A 21,560-nucleotide genomic window follows, 5' to 3' on the forward strand; every position below is an offset into this window, starting at 1 on the left:
CGATTGATGGAGGTATCGGCAATGGCTCAGGTTCAAATCATGTCTGTCATCGGCAGCGCCGTCCCCGCCTCGCTCCGCGCCTTGGGGTTGCTCGCTTGCTGGTACGTGGTGCGCGACGGCGAACCGGTGAGCGGCCCGCTGCGCTCGCTGCCGGACGCCCAGGCGCTGTCCCGGGCCATGCTCGACGGCCCGCTCGGCGCCTAAGGCAATTGCACCTTGGGCCGGGTCTCGAGGTACAGCGCCCAGCTCGACATGAACAGCGCCGCGATCAGCGGACCGATCACAAAGCCGTTGAGCCCGAAGACCGCCAGGCCGCCTAACGTCGAGATCAGGATCATGTAGTCCGGCATGCGCGTGTCCTTGCCCACCAGCAGCGGACGCATGAGGTTGTCCACCAGCCCGATCACGAACACGCCGAACAACCCCAGCACCACGCCCTGCCAGATCATTCCGCTCAACAGGAAATACAGCGCCACCGGTGCCCAGACGAGGCCCGCCCCTACCGCCGGCAACAGCGAAAGGAACGCCATCAGCACCGCCCACAGCAACGCGCTGGGGATGTCCAGGAACCAGAAGATCGCCCCGCCCAGCGCCCCTTGCGTGATCGCCACCAGCAGATTGCCCTTCACCGTGGCGCGCACCACGCGGTTGAACTTCAGTTGCAGACGGCGCTTGTGCTGCTCCTCCAGCGGCACCGCCGCGCGTACCTTGCGCGCCAGTTCGGCGCCGTCGCGCAAAAAGAAGAACAGCAAGTACAGCATGATGAAAAAACCCGCCACGAACTCGAACGTGCCCTGACCGACACTGAACGCCTGTGTCGCCAGCGCCTGGCTGCCTTGCAGCGCGGCCTTGACGATCTTCTCGCGCAAGGCGTTGAGCTCACCGACGCCCAAGCGGTCGAGCAGGTGCTGGAAGTACGGCGGCAGGCTGTGCTTGAACTGTGCAAGGTAGGCGCCGATGTCGATCTCGCCGCTGTCGATGCCCTTGTAGAGCATCGCCCCTTCCTGCACCAGCAGCCCCCCGATGACGATCACCGGCAAAATCGCGACGACCAGGCAGATGCCCAAGGTGCACAACGCCGTCAGGTTGCGCGGCCAGGCGAACCGCAACTGCAGGCGCCGCTGCATCGGTGCGAACAGGATGCCGAGGATCACCGCCCAGAACACCGCGCCGTAGAACGGCAGCAGGATCCAGATGAAGGCGACGGTCACCAGCGCCAGCAGCACCGTGAGGGATTTGAATTGCAGGCTCTTTCGGTTCATGTGCGATCCACGTCGGCCGGGGCGCCCCGTGCGCCCACCCGGACTTGGTCAGCCCGCTGCGGCACAAGTGCCCTTTTTGTTCATGGAGCATAGATCCAGATCAATGAATCCTCGCCGCCGTTGCCTTACCCTCCCGCGCTTTTGCCAGCGATGCCGCCATGACCGCCACCCTGCCCCTTACCGCCCCGGAACTGCTGGCCCCCGCCGGCACCCTGAAGAACATGCGCTACGCCTTCGCCTACGGCGCCGACGCGGTGTACGCCGGCCAGCCGCGCTACAGCCTGCGGGTGCGCAACAACGAATTCGACCACGCCAACCTCGCCCTCGGCATCCGCGAGGCCCAGGCCATGGGCAAGCGCTTCTATGTGGTGGTCAACATCGCCCCGCACAACGCCAAGCTCAAGACCTTCCTCAAGGATCTGGCGCCGGTGATCGAAATGGCGCCGGACGCGCTGATCATGTCCGACCCGGGCCTGATCATGCTGGTGCGCCGGCACTTCCCGCAGATGCCCATCCACCTGTCGGTGCAGGCCAACACGGTGAACTGGGCGAGCGTGGAGTTCTGGCAGCAGCAGGGCCTGAGCCGGATCATCCTGTCCCGCGAACTTTCCCTGGAGGAGATCGGCGAAATCCGCGAACAGGTGCCGGGCATGGAGTTGGAGGTGTTCGTCCACGGCGCCCTGTGCATGGCCTACTCCGGCCGCTGCCTGCTCTCGGGGTACATGAACAAACGCGACGCCAACCAAGGCACCTGCACCAACGCCTGCCGCTGGAAGTACTCGGCACAGGAGGCCACGCAAAACCAACTGGGCGAAATCGTGCAGACCTGCGAACCGCAGCCGACCCTCGGCCTGGGTGCCCCCACCGAACAGGTGTTCCTGCTGCAGGAGGCCAACCGTCCCGGCGAACTGATGCCAGCGTTCGAAGACGAACACGGCACCTACATCATGAACGCCAAGGACCTGCGCGCGGTGCAGCACGTCGAGCGCCTGACCCGCATGGGCGTGCATTCGCTGAAGATCGAGGGGCGCACCAAGTCGCACTTCTACTGCGCGCGCACCACCCAGGTCTATCGCCGGGCCATCGACGACGCGGTGGCCGGCCGCGAGTTCGACCGCAGCCTGATGAACGACTTGGAGTCGTTGGCCCAACGCGGCTACACCGAGGGTTTCCTGCGCCGCCATGTGCATGACGAGTACCAGAACTACCAGAACGGCAGCTCGGTCTCCGAGCGCCAGCAGTTCGTGGGCGAACTGACCGGCGAACGCCGGGGCCGGCTGGCCGAAGTCAAGGTGAAGAACCGCTTTGCCCTGGGCGATCACCTGGAACTGATGACGCCCAAGGGCAACTTCCATTTCGACCTGCACCAGTTGCACAACCTCAAGGACGAAGCCATCGACGTGGCGCCGGGGGACGGGCACACCGTTTACCTGCCGATTCCGGATGCGGTGGACCTGCGCTTCGGGCTGTTGATGCGGGACATCGGCACGGCCTGAGCCTGACGGCGCCCTCACCGACGCCATCGCCAGCAGGCTGGCTCCCACAGGAGCTGCGGTGGCCGGCCATTTCTGCGAACGCCACTGAGCCCTGTGGGAGCTGGCTTGCCAGCGATGGCGGCGGAACAGACAACAGAGATGTCGACTGGACCGGCCTCATCGCTAGCAAGCTAGCTCCCACAGAATCTGCGGTGGCCCGCCATTTCCGCGAACAACGCCGAACCCTGTGGGAGCTGCGGTGCGACGATTCGACTTGCCAGCGATGGCGGCGGAACAGACAACAGAGATGTCGACTGGCCCGGCCTCATCGCTAGCATGCTAGCTCCCACAGAATCTGCGGTGGCCTGCCATTTCTGCGAACACCGCCGAACCCGGTGGGAGCTGCGGTGCGACGATGCGACTTGCCAGCGATGGCGGCGGAACAGACAACAGAGATGTCGACTGGACCGGCCTCATCGCTAGCATGCTAGCTCCCACAGAATCTGCGGTGGCCTGCCATTTCTGCGAACACCGCCGAACCCGGTGGGAGCTGCGGTGCGACGATGCGACTTGCCAGCGATGGCGGCGGAACAGACAACAGAGATGTCGACTGGACCGGCCTCATCGCTAGCATGCTAGCTCCCACAGAATCTGCGGTGGCCTGCCATTTCTGCGAACACCGCCGAACCCGGTGGGAGCTGCGGTGCGACGATGCGACTTGCCAGCGATGGCGGTATGTCGGGCAACGAAGATGTCAGCCGTACCGACCTCTTCCCCGGTTCAGCCCTGAGCCAAAAACCGGTCCCGGCTGTTGGTCAGGTGCAGCCACATCGCCGCCCGGGCCGCGTCCGGATCCTGGCGCCTGATTGCATTGAGGATCGCCTCATGCTCCTGGCTGGCCAGTTCCCCCAGCTTGCTCAGGTCCACCGCGCCGCGTTCGGCGGCGTTGACCCGGGTGCGCGGGATCATCGCGCTCCCCAGCTGCTGCATGATTTCGGTGAAGCACACGTTGCCGGTGGCCTCGGCGATCAGCAGGTGGAAGCGCCGGTCGGCCTCGACGCAACTGTCGTTGTTGGCCAGCAGGCGCCGGTAATCGTCCAGGGACTGACGCATCTGCGCCAGTTGCTGCTCGCTGCGGCGCTGCGCCGCCAGCGCCGCAGCCTGGGTCTCCAGGCCCATGCGCAGTTCGAGGATGCCGCGTACCCCCAGCGCGGTTTCGACATTGAGTCGCAAGCCCTGCTCCGGCGCCCGCTCGATCACGAACGTGCCGATGCCGTGACGCGTCTCCACCAACCCCGACGCCTGCAACTTGGAAATGGCCTCGCGCACCACCGTGCGGCTGACGCCATGCTCCCGGACGATGGAATTCTCGGACGGCAGCTTGTCGCCGGGCAGCATCTGGCCGAGCAGGATGCCCTGGGTCAGCTTTTCGACCAGGTCATGGGCCAGGTTATGGGCGCGCTTGCGGGCGGGGGCGTCGAGTTCGTCTTGCATGGTCGGTTCCGGTGGCGGGGCTTGCGGATCGTAGCACTGCCATGGAGGGGCATTGAGCGAATTTTAGCTCACCACACGACCAAACTTGTATGACAACACTCAAATAATTCATTCATCCGAGCCAAACCCTCACTCCCCACCTCCCACAATCCACCAGACAAAACCGGCCGCAAAGCCACAAAAAACCCAGCAACCACAGCACAAAACCCACAAATCGAATAAAGGCACGCCTGCATCAAATCATTTCGTTGGTACTCACAGCTTGTCGGACAAAAAAATCTAGTTGTATGATGTCTATCAACAACGCAACACCCAGACATACCCCGCATAAAAATAACGAGTGGGAGAAAACCAAGTGAAACCATCCATCGCCGGGATGAACGAGGGCGCCGATACGGCGCTGTCCTCGGCCATCGCCAAAGTCAAACGCCACGTCCTGCCGCTGTTCGTGATCATGTTCATCGTCAACTACATCGACCGGGTGAACATCGGCTTCGTCCGCACCCACATGGAACACGACCTGGGCATCGGCGCCGCAGCCTACGGGTTCGGCGCCGGCCTGTTCTTCATCGGCTACGCGCTGTTCGAAGTCCCCTCCAACCTGCTGCTGCAAAGGGTCGGCGCACGGATCTGGCTGACCCGCATCATGCTCACCTGGGGCCTAGTGGCCGCCGGCATGGCGTTCATCCAGAACGAAACCCACTTCTACATCCTGCGTTTCCTGCTCGGCGTCGCCGAGGCCGGGTTCTTTCCGGGGGTGATCTACTACTTCACCCGCTGGCTGCCGGCCGCCGAACGGGGCAAGGCCATCGCGATCTTCCTCAGCGGTTCGGCGGTGGCCTCGTTGATATCCGGCCCGCTGTCCGGCCTGCTCCTGCAGATCAGCGGCCTGGGCCTGCACGGCTGGCAATGGATGTACTTCATCGAAGGGATGTTCTCGGTGGGCCTGTGCGTCTTCGTCTGGTTCTGGCTCGACGCCAAGCCCCACGACGCCAAGTGGCTGAGCCGCGCCGAGCAGGACGCGCTGGTCAAGGCCATCGACGACGAGCAACGGGCGCGGGAAGCGGCGACCACCGTCAGGCCGTCGCTGGGCAAACTGCTCAAGGACCGCCAGATCATCCTGTTCTGCCTGATCTACTTCTTCATCCAGCTGACCATCTACGCCGCGACCTTCTGGCTGCCGAGCATCATCAAGAAGATGGGCGAAATGAGCGACTTCCAGGTCGGCCTGTTCAACTCGATCCCGTGGTTGCTGTCGATCATCGGCATGTACGCGTTCGCTTCGTTCTCGGCCAAGTGGAAACACCAGCAGGCCTGGGTCGCCGCAGCCCTGCTGATCGCGGCGGCGGGGATGTTCCTGTCCACCACCGGCGGGCCGGTCTTCGCCTTCGTCGCGATCTGCTTCGCCGCGCTGGGGTTCAAGTCCGCGTCGTCGCTGTTCTGGCCGATTCCCCAGGCGTACCTGGACGCACGCATCGCCGCAGCCGTGATCGCCCTGATCAACTCGGTGGGCAACCTGGGCGGCTTCGTGGCGCCGACCACCTTCGGCCTGCTGGAAGAACACACCGGTTCCATCCAGGGCGGGCTCTACGGCCTGGCCGCGACGTCGATCATCGCTGCCGTCATCGTGTTCGCCGCCCGCACCGCCCCCCAATCCTCGCCCGACGCCGTCACCGCCGACGCTGCGCCGAAACACGCCTGAACCGCGCCTCAAAGGACAACCGAAATGACCGTACACGACACCGCCAAAGCCCCGATCATCACTGACATGCAGGTCATCCCGGTGGCCGGCCACGACGGCATGCTGCTCAACCTGAGCGGCGCCCACGGGCCGTTCTTCACCCGCAACATCGTCATCCTCAAGGACAACGCCGGCCACACCGGCGTCGGCGAAGTGCCCGGCGGCGAACGCATCCGCCAGACCCTTGAAGACGCCCGCAGCCTGGTGGTCGGCAGCCCGATCGGCACCTACCAGAAGATCCTCAACCAGGTGCGCCAGACCTTCGCCGAACGCGACGCCGGCGGACGCGGCCTACAGACCTTCGACCTGCGCATCACCATCCACGCGGTCACCGCCCTGGAAGCCGCCCTGCTCGACCTCCTCGGCCAGCACCTCGACGTGCCGGTGGCCGCATTGCTCGGCGAAGGCCAACAGCGCGACGAAGTGAAGATGCTCGGTTACCTGTTCTACGTCGGCGACCGTCGGCAGACCGACCTGGCCTACCGCAGCGAACCGGACGCCGACAACGACTGGTTCCGCGTGCGCCATGAGCAAGCCATGACCGCCGACGCCGTGGTGCGCCTGGCCGAAGCCGCCCACGCCCGCTACGGCTTCCAGGACTTCAAGCTCAAGGGCGGCGTGCTGAGCGGCGATGCGGAAATCGAGGCCGTGACCGCCCTGGCCGAACGCTTCCCCGAGGCGCGCATCACCCTCGACCCGAACGGTGCCTGGTCGCTCAAGGAAGCCATCCGCCTGTGCCGTGACCAGCATCATGTGCTGGCCTACGCGGAAGACCCGTGCGGCGCGGAGAACGGCTACTCGGGCCGCGAAGTGATGGCCGAATTCCGCCGCGCCACGGGACTCAAGACCGCCACCAACATGATCGCCACCGACTGGCGCGAAATGGGCCACGCGATCCAGTTGCAGTCGGTGGACATCCCCCTGGCCGACCCGCATTTCTGGACGATGCAGGGCTCGGTGCGCGTGGCGCAGATGTGCCACGAATGGGGGCTGACCTGGGGCTCGCACTCCAACAACCACTTCGACATTTCCCTGGCGATGTTCACCCACGTGGCCGCCGCCGCGCCGGGCGACATCACCGCCATCGACACCCACTGGATCTGGCAGGACGGCCAGCGCCTGACCAAAGCACCGCTGCAGATCGTCGACGGTTGCGTGAAGGTGCCGCACAAGCCGGGGCTGGGCGTGGAACTGGACATGGATCAGGTGGCCAAGGCCCATGAACTGTACAAAGGCATGGGGCTGGGCGCGCGGGACGACAGCGTGGCGATGCAGTACCTGATCCCCGGCTGGGCGTTCGATAACAAGAAGCCGTGCCTGGTGCGCTGAATCCCTGACCGGACCACAGCCCCTCTGTGGGAGCGAGCCTGCTCGCGATGACGGCGGCACGTCCGGCATCGAGGTGTCGGGCAGACCGCCATCGCCAGCAGGCTGGCTCCTACATGGGATGAGCGTCAGGCGGACATCTGCAGCAACCAGTGCCTGAACGCCGCCATCGCCGGGGTTTGCGGCTTCGACTGCAACCGCGTCAGCCAGTAGCTCCCCGTGGTGATCTCGATCGCGAACGGCTGACAGATCGCCTCCGTCGCCAATTGCCGGGCAAACATCAACGGCGGCGCCAGCGCCACCCCGCTCCCCTGCAAGGCCGCGTCCATCATCGCCAGCGATGAGTCGAACACGATGCTTTGGGGCGGTGCCGCGTGAGTCGCCAGACCCGCCGCCTGGAACCATTGCGGCCATTCATCGCTGCGGTAGGAACGCAGCAGACGCTGTTGCAGCAAATCCCCCGGCGCGTGCAGTTGCCGGGCGATCTCCGGCACGCACAGCACCGACAGCGGCGCCTCCAGCAGACGGGTCGCTTCGATCCCGTGCCACGCCCCCGCGCCGAAGCGGATCGCGTAATCCAGCCCTTCGGCGGCCACGTCCACCCGGTTGTTGTGGGTCGACAGGCGCAGATCGATCAGCGGATGCTTCGCCTGAAAGTCCGCCAGCCTGGGCAGCAGCCAGCCCACGGCGAAGGTGCCCACCGCCCCGACCGTCAGCGTCTCCCGGTACTGTCCGCCCGCCAGACGCTCCAGCATCTGCGCGATATGATCGAAAGACGTGGTCAACACCGGCAGCAGGGTTTCGCCTTCGCCGGTCAGCATCAAACCACGGGGCAGACGCTTGAACAGGATCACGCCGAGCTGCGCCTCCAGGCTTTTCACCTGATGGCTGACGGCGGCCTGGGTCACGCACAGCTCCACGGCGGCGCGGGTGAAGCTCAAATGACGCGCGGAGGCTTCGAAGGCGCGCAGCGCATTCAAAGGCAATTGAGGTCGAATCATGCCATGTCCCAAATTTTTCTAATGGCTCGTCCGAGTTTTCATCGTTTGCCGAATACCGCCGGACTGCCTAGATTTGGCGGCGCCGATCAGCCGGCGCGACGGAAAACGCTCGCAGTGTAGCGGGATTACACCATCAGCACTCATGGAGAGTGGTTCAACCATGCTTTCGATCAACCTGAACAAACTCAAGTCTTTCAGCGCTTTCGGACTTTTCTTCAGCGCCGCCAGTTGCCTGGCAGCCCCTCAGACCGACGATCAGCTGCAGTCGCTGGTCAAGGCCACCGTGACGCCGGTCATGCAGTTGGAGAACATCGCGGGTCTGGCCGTCGCCGTGACCGTCGATGGCAAGGCGCATTACTTTAACTACGGTGTCGCCGACAAGAAGACCGGGCAACCGGTGAGCGAAAACACCCTGTTCGAGGTCGGATCGGTGAGCAAGACGTTCACCGCCACCCTCGCCGCCTACGCCCAGGCCAACGGCAAACTGGACTTCTCCGACAAGGCCAGCCAGCACTGGCCGGAACTCAAAGGCAGCGCCTTCGACACCATCAGCCTGCTGCAACTGGGCACCTACAGCGCCGGCGGCCTGCCGCTGCAGTTCCCCGCCGCCGCAGACGCTTCCGACAGGATGCTCGGCTATTACCGACAGTGGAAACCCACCTATCCCGCCGGCAGCCATCGCCTGTACTCCAACCCGAGCATCGGCCTGTTCGGCTATCTGGCGGCGAAAAGCCTCGGCCAGCCGTTCAACCAGCTCATGACCGATACCCTGCTGCCCAAGCTCGGGCTCAAGCACACCTTCCTTTCGGTGCCTGCGTCTGAACAGAAGCTCTACGCCCAGGGCTACGACAAGAACGACCAACCCGTTCGGGTCACCCCCGGCGCGCTCGACGCCGAAGCCTACGGCGTGAAAACCAGCGCCGCGGACCTTTTGCACTACGTCGAAGCCAACCTCGACACGGCCAAGCTCGAAACGCCTCTGCAAAAGGCCATCGCCCTCACCCACACCGGCTACTACACCGTCGGCGACATGACCCAGGGCCTGGGCTGGGAACGCTACGCCTACCCGATCAGCCTCGACCGCCTGCTGGCCGGCAACTCGACGCCGATGGCCATGGAGGCGCACAAGGTCAACTGGCTCAACCCGCCGCAGCCGGAACCGGAAAACGTGCTGATCAACAAGACCGGCTCCACCGGCGGTTACGGCGCCTATGTCGCGTTCGTGCCGTCGAAGAAGGTCGGGATCGTGATCCTGGCGAACCGCAACTACCCGATTCCGGAGCGGGTGAAAATGGCGCACAAGATTCTTGGTGCGCTGACCGAGTAACGCCACAGGCAAAAAAAACGGGCGACCTCTTAAGGTCGCCCGTTTTCGTTTCGGCATCACAGGATGCCCCTCAATCATCCGGCTGCTCCGGCGGTTTCGTCGGCTTGGCGGGTTTCGCAGGTTTGGCGCCCTTGGCGCCTTTGGCCGGGGCCGGTTCCGTGGCGGTCGGTGCGGTGACCACCGTCGCGGTCATTTCCTTCTCGGCGGCCGGCAGGGCGTCGATGGTGTCGAAGATCTTCTTCAGGTCCACCGTCTTGGTGTCATCCCCCGAACTCTCCAGCTTCTTTTCGCCGTCCTTGCCCACCAGGATCACCTTGGGCAACGCGCCGGCCCCTAGCTTGAGCGCGCGGATCAGGGCCATGGTGTCCTGCTGGCCGAGATCCTTGCCGTCGAGCTGGCCGGACATGTTCAGCACGGTGTAGACGCGGATGTTGCGGTCGCTGACGCCTTGCTTGTTGGCCGGATCCTCCAGGGACTTCTTCAGGCGCAGCCATTCGGAGTCGACGGTGCTGGAAGTGATCACGATCAGTGGCCGGGCGCGCCCCTTGTCGATGTCCAACGGGGAATCGCTGTCGGCGGCGGCGAACAGGGGGCCGGCGAACGCCAGCAAGGTTGTCAGGGTCAGTGACCTGATGAGCATGCGCATCTCCTTTTGATATCCACGCTCTACTGATTGCGCACCATGGCGATCGTTCCGGGTCGGCCCCGGTAAAAGTGTTTCGCCATGTCCCAAGCTTAGGACAGGGCCGACATTGCGCAACCGCACGGCGCCAGCCCCGATGCGAATTTGATTACCGGGCGTGTCCCCATTAGGGTGTCCGCTGCCCCCAACGAAAAGGAGTTCAAGCGGCATGCAGATCGATTACCTGTGCGACCACCCCCAACTGATCGGGGAACTGGCCGAGCTCAATTTCAAGGAATGGGGCCATTACCGGCCCGGCGACACGCTCGAAGCCCGCACCGAACGCATGCGGGCGGCCTGCGGCAAAGGCGCGGTGCCCAGCGTGGTGGTGGCCATCGAAGACGGGACATTGCTCGGCGGCGCCCTGCTGATCGACAGTGACCTGGACCTGCGCCCGCACCTGACGCCCTGGCTGGCCGGGGTCTACGTGAAGGCCGAGCACCGGGGCCGCGGCATCGCTTCGCTGCTGGTCAACCGCATCGTCGAAGAGGCCGCCGCGCTGGGCGTGCCGGAACTGTTCCTGTACACCGACGCCTCGCAATCGCTGTACGCGCGGCTGGGCTGGGAGGTGGTCGAGGAGCTGGACTATGAGGGGTTGCCGGTGACGCTGATGAAGTACGCCCTCACCCGCTGAGCCCGCCGCGGCTTCGCGGCGGGGTCAGAACGCCAGCTTGTAGCCGATCAGCACCAGCATGGTCGCCAGGCACGGACGCAGCAGTTCATCGGAGACGCGGCCGGTCAGGTGGCTGCCCAGCCAGATGCCCGGCAGCGAGCCCATCAGCAGAAAGCCCAGCACGCCCCAGTCCATGTTGCCCATGCTGGCGTGGCCCAGGCCCGCGACCAGGGTCAGCGGCACGGCGTGGGCGATTTCGGTGCCGACCAGGCGACGGGTCGGCAGCAGCGGATAGAGGATGAACAGCGCGACGGTGCCCAGGGCGCCGGCGCCGATGGAGGTCAGCGCGACCATGGTGCCGAGGATCAGCCCGGTGACCACGGTCATGGCATTGAGGCGCGCACCGCTTGGGTTGTAGTTGCCGCCGGCACGCTTGTGGGCGAAGTCCAGCAGGCGTTTCTTGAACAGGATCGCCAGCGCCGTGGCGAACAGCACGAAGCCCAGGGCCTGCTTGATGATGGCGTTCATCGCGTCCGGCGCGGCGTGGAGGGTGCTGAGGAACCACAGCGTCATCGCCACCGCCGGCACGCTGCCGAGGGTCAGCCATCCGGTGATGGCCCAGTCGATGTTGTTGTTCTTCTTGTGCACCAGCACGCCGCTGGACTTGGTGATGGCGGCGTACAGCAGGTCGGTGCCCACCGCCGTGGCCGGGTTGATGCCGAACCACAGCAGGATCGGCGTCATCAGCGAACCGCCGCCGACACCGGTCATGCCGACGATGAACCCCACCACCAGCCCGGCAACCACCAGGCCGAAATTTGCCAATTCCATGAAGACGCCCAGAAAAGCCACAGGAAAATATGGCCCGCAGCATAGCGAGTTTTCTTATAACTCCCTATATCGATGGGATCTATCGTTATGCCATTTCACCCTTTGCCCGAAGGAGCAAGCCTGCCCGCGATGAGGCCGTGCCAGCCAAATCATCGCATCTGACCGGGCAGGCTCGCGCCTGCGGGCGCAGGCGTTCCTATTGCACCGGCAGGAAGTTCAGGAACAACAGGCTCTGGGCGTAGTTCAGGCCGATGCGCCGGTAGCGCTCGTCGAGCATCTGGGTCAGCAGGTCCAGGCGCGCCACGATCTTGCCGAACTCGGTGGCGAAGCTCAGGTTGCTGCCCTCCTCCGAGATCTCGTTGGAGAACAGCAGCGGCTGGCCTTCCTTGTTCTGCCGTTGGGCCAGGATCCAGGTGGCTTTCTCGATGTTGCGCGCGGCGTTGTGGACGAAGGTGGGGTTGATCGCATCGGTCATGTAGAACTCGGTGCGGTTGCCGTGGGCGGTGACCAGCATGCTGCCGATGGCGTAGATGAACGCGCCGACCCGGTCGCCGAGAAACTCCGGGCTCATGGCATAGCTCAGCGCCGCCAGATCCTTGCGGCCGCCGAGCACCGGCAGCGGTTGTTGCTGTTCGATGGCCAGGCGCACCTGTTTGACGGCGACGCCGATGTTCAGGAATCCCGATTTGCGCAGCTCGTCGGGGTTGCGCAGGTACAGCTTGCCCATCAACCGGTAGAGGCTGTTGAGGTTGTCGCGCATGGCCAGGGAGGCCATGCGGTCGACGCTGGTCTGGAGGAACTCCTGGGGTTGGCCATCGCGGATCTGGCTGATGAAACCGTTGCCGTCCTGGTGGCTGCAACCGCCGAGCGGCAGCGCCGCCAGGCAGGCCAGCAACAGGCACGGGCGTTGAATATGGGCGAACAAACGGGTCATCAATGCTTCGGCAGTCTCATTCCTGCGCGACGGGGCTCGCCGCAACCTGACCATGGATAGAGCCGGGGATCGGGCAAAAGTGCGATGCCAGCATTGCCCAGCCGACCTTTGGCATGTCGCGCCACACATTCTAGTCAGACTTTTAATTGGACTAACGCAATTTTGCGGCTATAAATTTAACTTCTCGCTTATTTAGTATGACTAAATAAGCGAGTTCACCGAAAACCTTCACCGTTTGACGCCACCGCCAAAACAACAAAAAGGAAGGTCACCATGCTTCAATCCCGTCACCTGCTCCCCGGCCTCGGACTGTCCCTCATGCTCTCGACCCTGCCCGCCCACGCCGCCAGCCTTTCCGGCGAACACAAAGCCTTCGGCAAGACCGATGACGGTACCCCTGTCGAGCAATACATCCTGCGCAACCGCCACGGCATGCAGGCGACGGTGATCACCTACGGCGCCACCCTGCAGGCGCTGCGGGTGCCGGACCGCCACGGCAAGCTCGATGACATCGTGCTCGGTTTCGACGACGTGCAGGGCTACCAGCGCGGCACCGCGTACTTCGGCGCGACCATCGGCCGCTTCGGCAATCGCTTGGCCGACGGTGCGTTCGAGCTCGACGGCCAGCGCTACCAGGTGCCGCAGAACGACAAGACCAACGCCCTCCACGGCGGCCCCCAGGGGTTCGACAAGAAGGTCTGGAAGGCCCGCGAGACGAAAGACAAGGATTCGGTGGGCGTGACCCTGACCTACCTGTCGGCGGACGGCGAAATGGGCTTTCCCGGCAACCTCACCACCGAGGTGACCTACCGCCTCACCGACGCCAACGAACTGCGCATCGACTACAAGGCCAGCACCGACAAACCCACGGTGCTCAACCTGACCAACCACAGCTACTTCAACCTGGCCGGCGCAGGCAACGGCGACGTCCTCAAGCAACTCGCCACCCTGCATGCCGGCCATTACACCCCGATCGACGCCAAGCTCATCCCCACCGGCGAGCTGGCGCCGGTGGCGGGCACGCCCATGGACTTCACCCGGCCCACCGCCATCGGCCAGCGCATCAAGGACGATCATCCGCAGCTCAAGTTCGCCGAACCCAAGCAGGGCGGCTTCGATTTCAACTGGGTGCTGGACGCCAAGGGCGATGTGGCCAAACCGGCGGCCGAAGTCAGCGACCCGCACTCCGGCCGCCGCTTGCAGCTGTACACCAGCGAGCCGGGGGTGCAGTTCTACACCGGCAACTTCCTTGACGGCACCGTCAAGGGCAAGGGCGGCAAGGTGTACCCGCACTGGGGCGCTTTCACCCTGGAGACCCAGCACTATCCGGACTCGCCGAACCAGAAAGGCTTCCCCAGCACGCGGCTGGATCCCGGCCAGACCTACACCCAATCCGTCGTGTTCCGGTTCTCGGCGCAGTAAGGCGGATCCCCGCCGCAGACCTCCTGCCGGATCGGGTTGGGCTATCCTGCTGACCAACCAAAGTCCCGACCGCTCAAGAACAGGAGGTTTGCATGCGTACACTCGAACTCGCCGGCGTACAGGTGCCGGTGATCGGCCAAGGCACCTGGCGCATGGGCGAAGACCGCTCGGCGCACCGCAGCGAGGTGGCGGCGCTGCGTTTGGGGGTCGAGCTGGGCATGAACCTGATCGACACCGCCGAAATGTACGGCGAAGGCGGCGCCGAAACCGTGGTCGGCGAAGCCATCGCCGGCCTGCGCGACCAGGTGTTCCTGGTCAGCAAGGTCTACCCGCACAACGCCAGCCGCCAAGGCATTCCCCAAGCCTGCGAACGCAGCCTGCGCCGCCTCGGCACCGAGCGCATCGACCTCTATCTGCTGCATTGGCGCGGCCAGTATCCGCTGGAGGAAACCGTCGAGGCCTTCGAGCGCCTGCGCGAGGACGGCAAGATCGGCCGCTGGGGCGTGTCGAACTTCGATGTCGATGACCTCGAAGAGCTGTCGGTGCCGGCCTGCGCCACCAATCAGGTGCTGTACAACCTGGAGGAGCGCGGCATCGAATTCGATCTGCTGCCGTGGTGCCAGCATCAGCGCATGCCGTTGATGGCGTATTGTCCGATCGGCCAGGGCGGCGCGCTGCTGGCGGCGCCCGCGCTGCAAGAGATCGCCGCTCGTCACGGCGTCACCCCCGCACAGGTTTCGCTGGCGTGGATTCTGCGTCAGGATGGCGTGATTGCGATCCCCAAGGCCGTGCGCCCCGAGCATGTGCGACTCAATGCACAGGCGGCGCAGCTTCAACTGGACGCCGGGGATCTGGCGGCGCTGGACCGGGTGTTTCAGGCGCCACACCGCAAGCGGCGGCTGGCCATGGTCTGAGCCACCGCCGACTGGCCGAGGGCTTCGGCATGAGAAGCACAGATCAGTACGACCCGTTCAACCTGCAACGTTTCGTCCAGGCCCAGGATCCGGTGTTCGAGCGGGTGCAGCGCGAGCTCGACGACGGCCACAAGCGCAGCCACTGGATGTGGTTCGTCTTCCCGCAGTTCGCCGGGCTCGGCGGCAGCGAAATGTCCCGGCGCTTCGCCATCGGTTCAGCGGCCGAGGCCCGGGCCTATCTGGCCCATGACCTGCTCGGCGCCCGGCTGCGCACCTGCACGCAACTGGTGCTCAACGTTCCGCAGCGCTCGGTGGCGCAGATCTTCGGGCATCCGGACGACCTGAAGTTCCATTCCTCGACCACCCTCTTCGCCCAGTTCGCCGACGCCGGCAGCGTGTTCCATCAGGCCTTGGAGCGCTATTTCCATGGCATCCAGGACGAATGGACGCTGCAGCTGCTGGACTCAAAACAGGCCCATCTGCCCCCCGACCAGGGTTGAGAAGTCGTCGTCGACAAACGGCAGGATCGCATCCGCCACCGGTTGCAGCTGACGGGTGAGGTAATGGTCGTAATCGATGGCCGCCCGGCGCGCCTCCAGCGGCTCGGGGCCGGCCAAGGTGATGACGTAGCTGATCCAGCCGCCGTTCTGGTATTGCCGGGGCCGGCCGTGCTGCGCGTTGTAGTCGTCGGCCAGGCGCGCGGCGCGCACATGGGGCGGGACGTTGCGCTCGTAGTCGTCGAGGGTGCGGCGCAGGCGCTTGCGGTAGACCAGCCGGTCGTCGAACGCGCCGGCCAGGGTCTGGCGCACGTATTCGCGCACGTAATCCTGATAGGGCTCGCGCCGGAAGATCCGTTCGTACAGTTCCTGCTGGAACTGCCGGGCCAGCGGCGACCAGTCGGTGCGCACGGTCTCCAGGCCCTTGTAGACCATTTCCTCGCGGCCGTCGGGCCGGGTCACCAGGCCGGCGTAACGCTTTTTGCTGCCCTCCTCGGCGCCGCGGATGGTCGGCATCAGGAAGCGCTTGTAATGGGTCTCGAACTGCAGCTCCAGGGCGCTCTCCAGCCCGTACTGCTCACGCACGTGCCCGCGCCACCAGTCGTTGACCGACTGCACCAGCGCCCGGCCGATCTGCGCCGCCTCTTCCTGGCCGTGGGGCCGGCGCAGCCAGACGAAGGTGGAATCGGTGTCGCCGTAGATCACCGCGTGGCCTTGGGCTTCGATCAACTGACGGGTGCGCAGCATGATTTCGTGGCCGCGCAGGGTGATCGACGACGCCAGCCGCGTATCGAAGAACCGGCAGCCGCTGGAGCCGAGCACGCCGTAGAAGGCGTTCATGATGATCTTCAGCGCCTGGGACAGCGGCGCGTTGCGTTCGCGCTTGGCCTGTTCCCGGCCCTCGGCAACACGCGCCACGATGGACGGCAGGCAATGCCGCGTACGGGAAAACCGCGCACCGCGAAAGCCCGGCACGGACTCGGCGTCGCCGGGCTGGCGCAGGCCTTCGATCAGGCCCACCGGGTCGATCAGGAACGTGCGGATGATCGACGGGTACAGGCTCTTGTAGTCCAGCACCAGCACCGATTCGTACAGCCCCGGCCGCGAGTCCATGACGAATCCGCCGGGGCTGGCCTGGGGCGGGTTGGTGCCCAGGTTCGGCGCCACGAAGCCTTGGCGGTGCATCAGCGGCATGTACAGATGGGTGAACGCCGCCACCGAGCCGCCGCTGCGGTCGGCCGGCAGGCCGGTGACGCTGGCGCGCTCCAGCAGAAAGTCCAGCAGGTCGGTCTTGGCGAAGATCCGCGTCACCAGCTCGCAGTCCTTGAGGTTGTACTTGGCCAGCGACGGCTTGTCCTCGGCGAACATGCGGTTGATTTCGTCCATGCGTTGGTACGGGTTGTCGATGGACTTGCCTTCGCCGAGCAGGGTCTGGGCGACGTTCTCAAGGCTGAACGAAGGAAAGCTCCAGGTCGCCGAGCGCAACGACTCGATGCCGTCGATGATCAGCCGCCCCGCCGCCGAGGCGAAGAAATGGGTGCGGCTGCCGTGCTCGCGCCATTGCATCTCTTCCCCGCCGCGCCCCAGCTTGAGCGGCACGCCCAGGCGCCGCGCGTGTTCGTGGAGGATGCGCAGGTCGAACTGCACCAGGTTCCAGCCGATGATCGCGTCGGGGTCGTGGCGGGCGAACCAGTCGTTGAGTCTCTTCAGGATCAGGGTGCGCGAGTCGCAGTATTCGAGGTCGAAGTCGACGGCGCTGCCGTCGCCGTTCGGCGCGCCGAGCATGTACACCTGCCGTTCGCCGCAGCCTTCCAGGGCGATGGAATACAGCTCGCCCTGTTCGGTGGTCTCGATGTCCAGCGACACCAACCGCAGCGTGGGCCGATAGCCGGGGGCGGGTTTGAGGTGGGCGTCGGTCAGCACGCCATCGGCGTCCGGCGTGCCGCCGAACCGCACCGGTGCGGTGATGAAGCGCTCCATCAGGTAGCGTTCGGGCGGGCGCACGTCGGCTTCGAACACATCGACGCCGGCGCGGTTGAGCGCGGTCTCCAGGCGCATCAGCTGGCCGTGCTGCTGGCAGTACAGCCCCAGCACCGGGCGGTGCTCGAAATCCTGCAGGGCCAGGGGACGCAGTTCGACGTTCTTTTCGTCCGCCAGCACGCGCTCGGCCGGCCCCCGCTGTTCGGCTGGGATGAACGCCACCGACGGCTGGTGCGGCAGGCGCACGCGGCGCGGGCCGGCATCGGTCGCCAGCCAGAACTCGACTTCGGTGCCGGCCGGGGTGTCGCGCCAATGCCGGGTCAGGACGAAGCCCTGCTGTACATCCACCACTGCAACCTCGGGAAACGGAATCTGGCGGCCATTCTACCCGGCCCGGGGCGCAGGAGCTTGCTCCCGTTTCCCGGGACGGCCCCGTCACACCGGCAGAACCGGCCGTTTTTTTGCCGGATGACGTTTTTTGCGTGTTATCTGCCGTTTTGCGGCCTTGCCCTGCGCGCCGGCGTCTACGATGCTTCAGGAACAACGACAACCCCTGAGTAACCGCCATGAAGACCGTCGCCCAGCTGCTCAAGCTCAAAGATGAGAAAAACCAGAAAGTGCACACCATCTCGCCGGACGACATGGTGCTGCAGGCCCTGATGGACATGGCCGCGAAGAACGTCGGTGCGTTGCTGGTGGTCAAGGACGGCCGGGTCGAGGGGATCATCAGCGAGCGCGACTACGCGCGCAAGCTGGTGCTCAAGGGACGCTCGTCGGTGGGCACGCCGGTGCGCGACATCATGGTGTCGCCGGTGATCACGGTGGACACCCACCAGACCGTCGACACCTGCCTGGGCATCATGTCCGACAAGCGCCTGCGCCACTTGCCCGTGGTGGAGAACGGCCAACTGATCGGCCTGCTGTCGATCGGCGACCTGGTCAAGGAAGCCCTGGCCGAACAGGCCGACCTGATCCGGCAGCTGGAGAGCTACATCCGCGGGGAATGAGCCCTCCACTGTGAGAGCCAGCCTGCTGGCGATGGCAGTGGATCAGCCACCACTGATACCGGCAGTGCCGGCCTCATCGCTTGCAGGCAAGCTCCCACCAGGTTTTGTGGTGTGCCTGCATCTTGGGGACACCGGCGATACCTGTGGGAGCTGGCTTGCCAGCGATGGCGGTGGATTAGACAACAGAGATGTCGGCTGTGATGGCCTCATCGCTGGCAAGTCGAATCGTCGCACCGCAGCTCCCACAGGATTTTGTGGTGTACCTAGATCCTGCAAACACCCGGGATACCTGTGGGAGCCAGCCTGCTGGCGATGGCGGTGGATCAGCCACCACTGATACCGGCAGTGCCGGCCTCATCGCTGGCAAGTCGAATCGTCGCACCGCAGCTCCCACAGGGTTTTGTGGTGTACCTGGATCCAGCAAACACCCGGGATACCTGTGGGAGCGGGCTTGCCCGCGATGGCGTTGGGTCAGCCACCGCAGTCGTCGGCAGGCAATCCCGCCCGTTCAGGCCGGCCAGTGCCGCGCAAACACCGGCGCCAGCACGGGGTGGCGGTCGATGCGCGCCAGCCAGGCATGGAATCCGGGGCGGGTCTGGCGCAGATGCTCGCGGGAGCCGGCCCAGCGGGTCACCACCGCCGCCAGCAGGTCCAGCGCCCCCGGCTTTTCGTCGTCCAGGTACAGCTCGGCGGAAAACAGGTCGGCGAACACTTCCCACATCCAGTGCAGCCGTTCGCGGGCGCCGGCCATCAGGTTCTGCCGCGAGGCCTCGTCCGGCATCACCAGCCAGCGTTCCGGATAGTCGATGACGCCGATGGCCGCGTAGCAATTGCTGACGATGTACACCATGCCGCGGATCGCCTGATCGCGGTCGGCGGCATCGGCCGGCAGCAGGCCGGATTCCGGAAAGCTCAGGCCCAGGTGCACCAGGATCGCCGCGCTTTCGGTGATGACGCGACCGTCAGGCAGTTGCAGGGTCGGGATCTGCTTCAACGGGTTGAGCCGGGCCAGCTCCTGCGCCGCTTCGCTGCTGGCCTCCACGTCGATGAAACGGTAAGCGATCTGGCACAGCTCCAGCGCCGCCTCGATGGCCGCCGCGCCCGAATTCCTGTGCCCGTACAGTTGATACATGCGCCCTCCTCCGGCTGCCGGTTCCGCTTCACGCTTGCAGTGTAGAAGGCCAGGCGAATAACGCCGCCCTCGCGGCCCCATCACGCTGACCGACGGCCCGTGCGCCAAACCATCATCGGCGTCGATGTTCACCATCACGGCAATGAAGTTCTCTTAAAAAATCCCGGGCGTAACATCTGCTCCATACCAACCGACAACACCCTCTGGAGCACACGATCATGAAACGCCAAACCATCCTCGGCATCGCTTTCTCGGTACTTGCGCTGAACGCTTTTGCAGCCCCTTCCGCCCACACGATGATCGCCGAAGGCGGCTCGGACAAACTGATCGAAAGCCGTTTGGCCGAAGGCGGTTCCGACCGTCTGATGGAACGCCGCGTCGCCGAAGGTGGCTCGGACCGTCTGCTGGAGCGCCGCGTCGCCGAAGGCGGCTCGGACCGTCTGCTGGAGCGCCGCGTCGCCGAAGGCGGCTCGGACCGTCTGCTGGAACGCCGCGTCGCCGAAGGCGGCTCGGACCGTCTGCTGGAACGCCGCGTCGCCGAAGGTGGCTCGGATCGTCTGCTGGAGCGCCGCGTCGCCGAAGGCGGCTCGGACCGTCTGCTGGAACGCCGCGTCGCCGAAGGTGGCTCGGACCGTCTGATCGAACGTCGCGTGGCCTGATGCCTCGCCTCACCGCAACAGCCCAGGAAAAACCCGGCTCCCGTCAGCCGGGTTTTTTTATGCCTTTCAGTTCTTCATTGCTTGGCCATGCAGCGCCGGTAGCGCCCGTCCACCCGTTTGGCGAACCAGGCGGTGGTCAGTTTGCGGGTGATCTTCGGGCTCTGCAGCACGATCCCCGGCAACACCGCACGGGGCAGCGGCTTGCCCTCGGCCCGCTCCGCCAACTCGAACACCTTTCGGTACAGCCGGGTGTCCTCAAAAGCCAGCGTGTCGCCCTTCTCCAGTTGCTCGCGGATCGCCGGATTGCGCAGGCCCAGGGACTTGCCCAACGCCCGCACGGCCAGCTCCGTGCTGCCGGGCATGATCGCACCCGGCCGGATCAGGTCGCCGTCCAGCGCCAGCGGGATGCCTGACGCGCGGCTTACCGCATTCTGGAACGCCGCGTTACGGCTGGCGTACCAACCGGCGTTGAAATCGGCGAAGCGGTACAGCGGCTCGCGGTAGCTCACCGGATACCCCAGCAAATGGGCGATGCCGAAATACATGCCGCCCCGGCGACTGAACACTTCGCGGCGGATCGTCCCGTCCACCGGATAGGGATAGTCCTTGGCGTGCCGCTCGGCGAATTCGATGCTGACCTGCATCGGCCCGCCGGTGTGCACCGGGTTGAAGCCGCCGAACAGCGTGCGGCCCATCGGCACCATGCCGATGAAGTCATCGAAGATCCCGCTCAGTTCCTTTTCGCTGCGGGCGGCGCTCAAGCGGTCGCTGTAGGACTTGCCGTTGGGCGAACGCAGCGCCAGCGCACCGCTGACCAAGAGTCCCGGAATGTGGGCCTTGGCGGCACGGCGGTCGATTTCGTCACGGGCGATCTTGCCCAGGCCCGGCACCGGCGGATCCGCTTGGAAGGTCGACTCCTGCTCGGCCACGGCCAGCACCGAGCACAGGTTGGCGGTGCTCGGGTCAAGGTTCTGGGCGGCGAACGCAGCATAGATGTCGGTGGCCCAGCCCTGACGGTCGGCCGTGCCGGCCGGCAGCAGCCGCACGATCTGCGCCTTGACCTCGGCCGGCGTGCGTGCGGCCGGCCCTTCGCCGCGCTGGCCGGCGCAACCGGCGAGCACCGCCAAGACGGCAAGACCGATGAGCATTCGAAAGGTGGGCATAGGGTTCTGTCCAAGGATCCGGTGCTGGCTATGACTCCCGGCATTCTGCCCTGTTCCGTGGCGGGACTGCCCGGATTCCGTTGAGCAGCCCGACTGGCCA

Annotated in this window: 20 protein-coding genes; 11 read left to right on the top strand and 9 right to left on the bottom strand. The window is 65.1% G+C overall.

Annotated elements, in window-relative coordinates; all coding sequences use genetic code 11:
* The first annotated feature begins 21 nt into the window (after nucleotides 1-21).
* Nucleotides 22-204 (top strand): hypothetical protein, encoded by a 183-nt coding sequence (locus tag CAG41_RS10365; RefSeq protein ID WP_085579614.1) that lies wholly within the window; start codon nucleotides 22-24, stop codon nucleotides 202-204.
* Here the strand turns inward: CAG41_RS10365 and CAG41_RS10370 are convergent.
* On the bottom strand, nucleotides 201-1,262 hold the full coding sequence (locus CAG41_RS10370) for an AI-2E family transporter (RefSeq protein WP_085579612.1): 1,062 nt from the start codon (nucleotides 1,260-1,262) through the stop codon (nucleotides 201-203). The two genes, CAG41_RS10365 and CAG41_RS10370, sit on opposite strands and share 4 nt — an antisense overlap.
* Nucleotides 1,263-1,420: 158 nt before the next feature.
* Between CAG41_RS10370 and yegQ the strand changes: the two genes are divergently transcribed.
* On the top strand, nucleotides 1,421-2,758 hold the full coding sequence (gene yegQ / locus CAG41_RS10375) for a tRNA 5-hydroxyuridine modification protein YegQ (RefSeq protein WP_085579610.1): 1,338 nt from the start codon (nucleotides 1,421-1,423) through the stop codon (nucleotides 2,756-2,758).
* Between the two features lie 759 nt (nucleotides 2,759-3,517).
* Here yegQ and CAG41_RS10380 read toward each other — a convergent pair.
* Complete coding sequence (locus tag CAG41_RS10380; RefSeq protein ID WP_085630627.1) at nucleotides 3,518-4,231, bottom strand: FadR/GntR family transcriptional regulator; 714 nt, start codon at nucleotides 4,229-4,231, stop codon at nucleotides 3,518-3,520.
* Nucleotides 4,232-4,586: 355 nt separating this feature from the next.
* Between CAG41_RS10380 and CAG41_RS10385 the strand changes: the two genes are divergently transcribed.
* Together CAG41_RS10385 and gudD are read left to right on the top strand one after the other, a co-directional pair.
* Nucleotides 4,587-5,933 (top strand): MFS transporter, encoded by a 1,347-nt coding sequence (locus tag CAG41_RS10385; RefSeq protein WP_085630629.1) that lies wholly within the window; start codon nucleotides 4,587-4,589, stop codon nucleotides 5,931-5,933.
* A 24-nt stretch (nucleotides 5,934-5,957) separates the two neighbouring features.
* On the top strand, nucleotides 5,958-7,301 hold the full coding sequence (gudD, locus tag CAG41_RS10390; protein WP_085706962.1) for a glucarate dehydratase: 1,344 nt from the start codon (nucleotides 5,958-5,960) through the stop codon (nucleotides 7,299-7,301).
* A gap of 125 nt (nucleotides 7,302-7,426) precedes the next feature.
* Here the strand turns inward: gudD and CAG41_RS10395 are convergent, their stop codons facing one another.
* Nucleotides 7,427-8,299: a LysR family transcriptional regulator gene (locus CAG41_RS10395; RefSeq protein ID WP_085579602.1), complete on the bottom strand. Its 873-nt coding sequence runs from the start codon at nucleotides 8,297-8,299 to the stop codon at nucleotides 7,427-7,429.
* A 160-nt stretch (nucleotides 8,300-8,459) separates the two neighbouring features.
* On the opposite strand from CAG41_RS10395, the gene ampC reads away from it, so the two are divergent.
* On the top strand, nucleotides 8,460-9,626 hold the full coding sequence (gene ampC / locus CAG41_RS10400; RefSeq protein WP_085657046.1) for a class C beta-lactamase: 1,167 nt from the start codon (nucleotides 8,460-8,462) through the stop codon (nucleotides 9,624-9,626).
* A gap of 70 nt (nucleotides 9,627-9,696) precedes the next feature.
* Here the strand turns inward: ampC and CAG41_RS10405 are convergent, their stop codons facing one another.
* Nucleotides 9,697-10,266: a DUF4174 domain-containing protein gene (locus tag CAG41_RS10405; protein ID WP_085630635.1), complete on the bottom strand. Its 570-nt coding sequence runs from the start codon at nucleotides 10,264-10,266 to the stop codon at nucleotides 9,697-9,699.
* A 211-nt stretch (nucleotides 10,267-10,477) separates the two neighbouring features.
* Between CAG41_RS10405 and CAG41_RS10410 the strand changes: the two genes are divergently transcribed.
* Nucleotides 10,478-10,942, top strand: coding sequence for a GNAT family N-acetyltransferase (locus CAG41_RS10410; protein ID WP_085657047.1), 465 nt, complete (start codon nucleotides 10,478-10,480; stop codon nucleotides 10,940-10,942).
* Nucleotides 10,943-10,966: 24 nt separating this feature from the next.
* On the opposite strand, the gene CAG41_RS10415 is transcribed toward CAG41_RS10410, so the two are convergent.
* Both CAG41_RS10415 and CAG41_RS10420 read right to left on the bottom strand, forming a co-directional pair.
* The gene (locus CAG41_RS10415) at nucleotides 10,967-11,752 is read right to left on the bottom strand and encodes a sulfite exporter TauE/SafE family protein (protein ID WP_085580081.1); all 786 of its coding nucleotides are present in this window, start codon (nucleotides 11,750-11,752) and stop codon (nucleotides 10,967-10,969) included.
* 196 nt (nucleotides 11,753-11,948) lie between these two features.
* Nucleotides 11,949-12,686 carry a hypothetical protein gene (locus tag CAG41_RS10420; RefSeq protein WP_085579594.1) on the bottom strand — a complete coding sequence of 246 codons (738 nt, stop codon included), beginning with the start codon at nucleotides 12,684-12,686 and terminating at the stop codon, nucleotides 11,949-11,951.
* 273 nt (nucleotides 12,687-12,959) lie between these two features.
* On the opposite strand from CAG41_RS10420, the gene CAG41_RS10425 reads away from it, so the two are divergent.
* From CAG41_RS10425 to CAG41_RS10435, 3 genes are all read left to right on the top strand, one after another.
* Nucleotides 12,960-14,108, top strand: a complete 1,149-nt coding sequence (locus tag CAG41_RS10425) for an aldose epimerase family protein (protein WP_085637742.1) — start codon at nucleotides 12,960-12,962, stop codon at nucleotides 14,106-14,108.
* Nucleotides 14,109-14,200: 92 nt separating this feature from the next.
* Nucleotides 14,201-15,022, top strand: a complete 822-nt coding sequence (locus tag CAG41_RS10430) for an aldo/keto reductase (protein ID WP_085637746.1) — start codon at nucleotides 14,201-14,203, stop codon at nucleotides 15,020-15,022.
* Nucleotides 15,023-15,051: 29 nt separating this feature from the next.
* Complete coding sequence (locus tag CAG41_RS10435) at nucleotides 15,052-15,522, top strand: DUF1810 domain-containing protein (RefSeq protein ID WP_085579588.1); 471 nt, start codon at nucleotides 15,052-15,054, stop codon at nucleotides 15,520-15,522.
* Here the strand turns inward: CAG41_RS10435 and CAG41_RS10440 are convergent.
* A complete protein-coding gene (locus CAG41_RS10440; RefSeq protein ID WP_170929994.1) occupies nucleotides 15,487-17,847 on the bottom strand; it encodes a DNA polymerase II in 2,361 nt (786 codons plus the stop codon). The genes CAG41_RS10435 and CAG41_RS10440 overlap by 36 nt on opposite strands.
* A 218-nt stretch (nucleotides 17,848-18,065) precedes the next feature.
* On the opposite strand from CAG41_RS10440, the gene CAG41_RS10445 reads away from it, so the two are divergent.
* Nucleotides 18,066-18,506 (top strand): CBS domain-containing protein, encoded by a 441-nt coding sequence (locus CAG41_RS10445; protein ID WP_085579584.1) that lies wholly within the window; start codon nucleotides 18,066-18,068, stop codon nucleotides 18,504-18,506.
* Nucleotides 18,507-19,014: 508 nt separating this feature from the next.
* On the opposite strand, the gene CAG41_RS10450 is transcribed toward CAG41_RS10445, so the two are convergent.
* Complete coding sequence (locus tag CAG41_RS10450; protein ID WP_085579582.1) at nucleotides 19,015-19,638, bottom strand: glutathione S-transferase N-terminal domain-containing protein; 624 nt, start codon at nucleotides 19,636-19,638, stop codon at nucleotides 19,015-19,017.
* Nucleotides 19,639-19,856: 218 nt separating this feature from the next.
* Between CAG41_RS10450 and CAG41_RS10455 the strand changes: the two genes are divergently transcribed.
* Nucleotides 19,857-20,297 (top strand): phage infection protein, encoded by a 441-nt coding sequence (locus CAG41_RS10455; RefSeq protein WP_085579580.1) that lies wholly within the window; start codon nucleotides 19,857-19,859, stop codon nucleotides 20,295-20,297.
* Between the two features lie 74 nt (nucleotides 20,298-20,371).
* On the opposite strand, the gene CAG41_RS10460 is transcribed toward CAG41_RS10455, so the two are convergent.
* Nucleotides 20,372-21,460 carry a DUF1615 domain-containing protein gene (locus CAG41_RS10460; RefSeq protein ID WP_085706963.1) on the bottom strand — a complete coding sequence of 363 codons (1,089 nt, stop codon included), beginning with the start codon at nucleotides 21,458-21,460 and terminating at the stop codon, nucleotides 20,372-20,374.
* Nucleotides 21,461-21,560: the final 100 nt, after the last annotated feature.

It is taken from the genome of Pseudomonas sp. B35(2017) (genome assembly GCF_002113645.1).
GTDB classification, from domain to species: Bacteria; Pseudomonadota; Gammaproteobacteria; order Pseudomonadales; family Pseudomonadaceae; genus Aquipseudomonas; species Aquipseudomonas ekonensis.

Excerpts from the sequence above, each read along its gene's own strand:
- CAG41_RS10365 (WP_085579614.1), top strand. The coding sequence starts at position 22 with ATGGCTCAGGTTCAAATCATGTCTGTCATCGGCAGCGCCGTCCCCGCC.
- CAG41_RS10370 (WP_085579612.1), bottom strand. The coding sequence starts at position 1,262 with ATGAACCGAAAGAGCCTGCAATTCAAATCCCTCACGGTGCTGCTGGCG.
- yegQ (WP_085579610.1), top strand. The coding sequence starts at position 1,421 with ATGACCGCCACCCTGCCCCTTACCGCCCCGGAACTGCTGGCCCCCGCC.
- CAG41_RS10380 (WP_085630627.1), bottom strand. The coding sequence starts at position 4,231 with ATGCAAGACGAACTCGACGCCCCCGCCCGCAAGCGCGCCCATAACCTG.
- gudD (WP_085706962.1), top strand. The coding sequence starts at position 5,958 with ATGACCGTACACGACACCGCCAAAGCCCCGATCATCACTGACATGCAG.
- CAG41_RS10395 (WP_085579602.1), bottom strand. The coding sequence starts at position 8,299 with ATGATTCGACCTCAATTGCCTTTGAATGCGCTGCGCGCCTTCGAAGCC.
- ampC (WP_085657046.1), top strand. The coding sequence starts at position 8,460 with ATGCTTTCGATCAACCTGAACAAACTCAAGTCTTTCAGCGCTTTCGGA.
- CAG41_RS10405 (WP_085630635.1), bottom strand. The coding sequence starts at position 10,266 with ATGCTCATCAGGTCACTGACCCTGACAACCTTGCTGGCGTTCGCCGGC.
- CAG41_RS10410 (WP_085657047.1), top strand. The coding sequence starts at position 10,478 with ATGCAGATCGATTACCTGTGCGACCACCCCCAACTGATCGGGGAACTG.
- CAG41_RS10415 (WP_085580081.1), bottom strand. The coding sequence starts at position 11,752 with ATGGAATTGGCAAATTTCGGCCTGGTGGTTGCCGGGCTGGTGGTGGGG.
- CAG41_RS10420 (WP_085579594.1), bottom strand. The coding sequence starts at position 12,686 with ATGACCCGTTTGTTCGCCCATATTCAACGCCCGTGCCTGTTGCTGGCC.
- CAG41_RS10425 (WP_085637742.1), top strand. The coding sequence starts at position 12,960 with ATGCTTCAATCCCGTCACCTGCTCCCCGGCCTCGGACTGTCCCTCATG.
- CAG41_RS10430 (WP_085637746.1), top strand. The coding sequence starts at position 14,201 with ATGCGTACACTCGAACTCGCCGGCGTACAGGTGCCGGTGATCGGCCAA.
- CAG41_RS10435 (WP_085579588.1), top strand. The coding sequence starts at position 15,052 with ATGAGAAGCACAGATCAGTACGACCCGTTCAACCTGCAACGTTTCGTC.
- CAG41_RS10445 (WP_085579584.1), top strand. The coding sequence starts at position 18,066 with ATGAAGACCGTCGCCCAGCTGCTCAAGCTCAAAGATGAGAAAAACCAG.
- CAG41_RS10450 (WP_085579582.1), bottom strand. The coding sequence starts at position 19,638 with ATGTATCAACTGTACGGGCACAGGAATTCGGGCGCGGCGGCCATCGAG.
- CAG41_RS10455 (WP_085579580.1), top strand. The coding sequence starts at position 19,857 with ATGAAACGCCAAACCATCCTCGGCATCGCTTTCTCGGTACTTGCGCTG.
- CAG41_RS10460 (WP_085706963.1), bottom strand. The coding sequence starts at position 21,460 with ATGCCCACCTTTCGAATGCTCATCGGTCTTGCCGTCTTGGCGGTGCTC.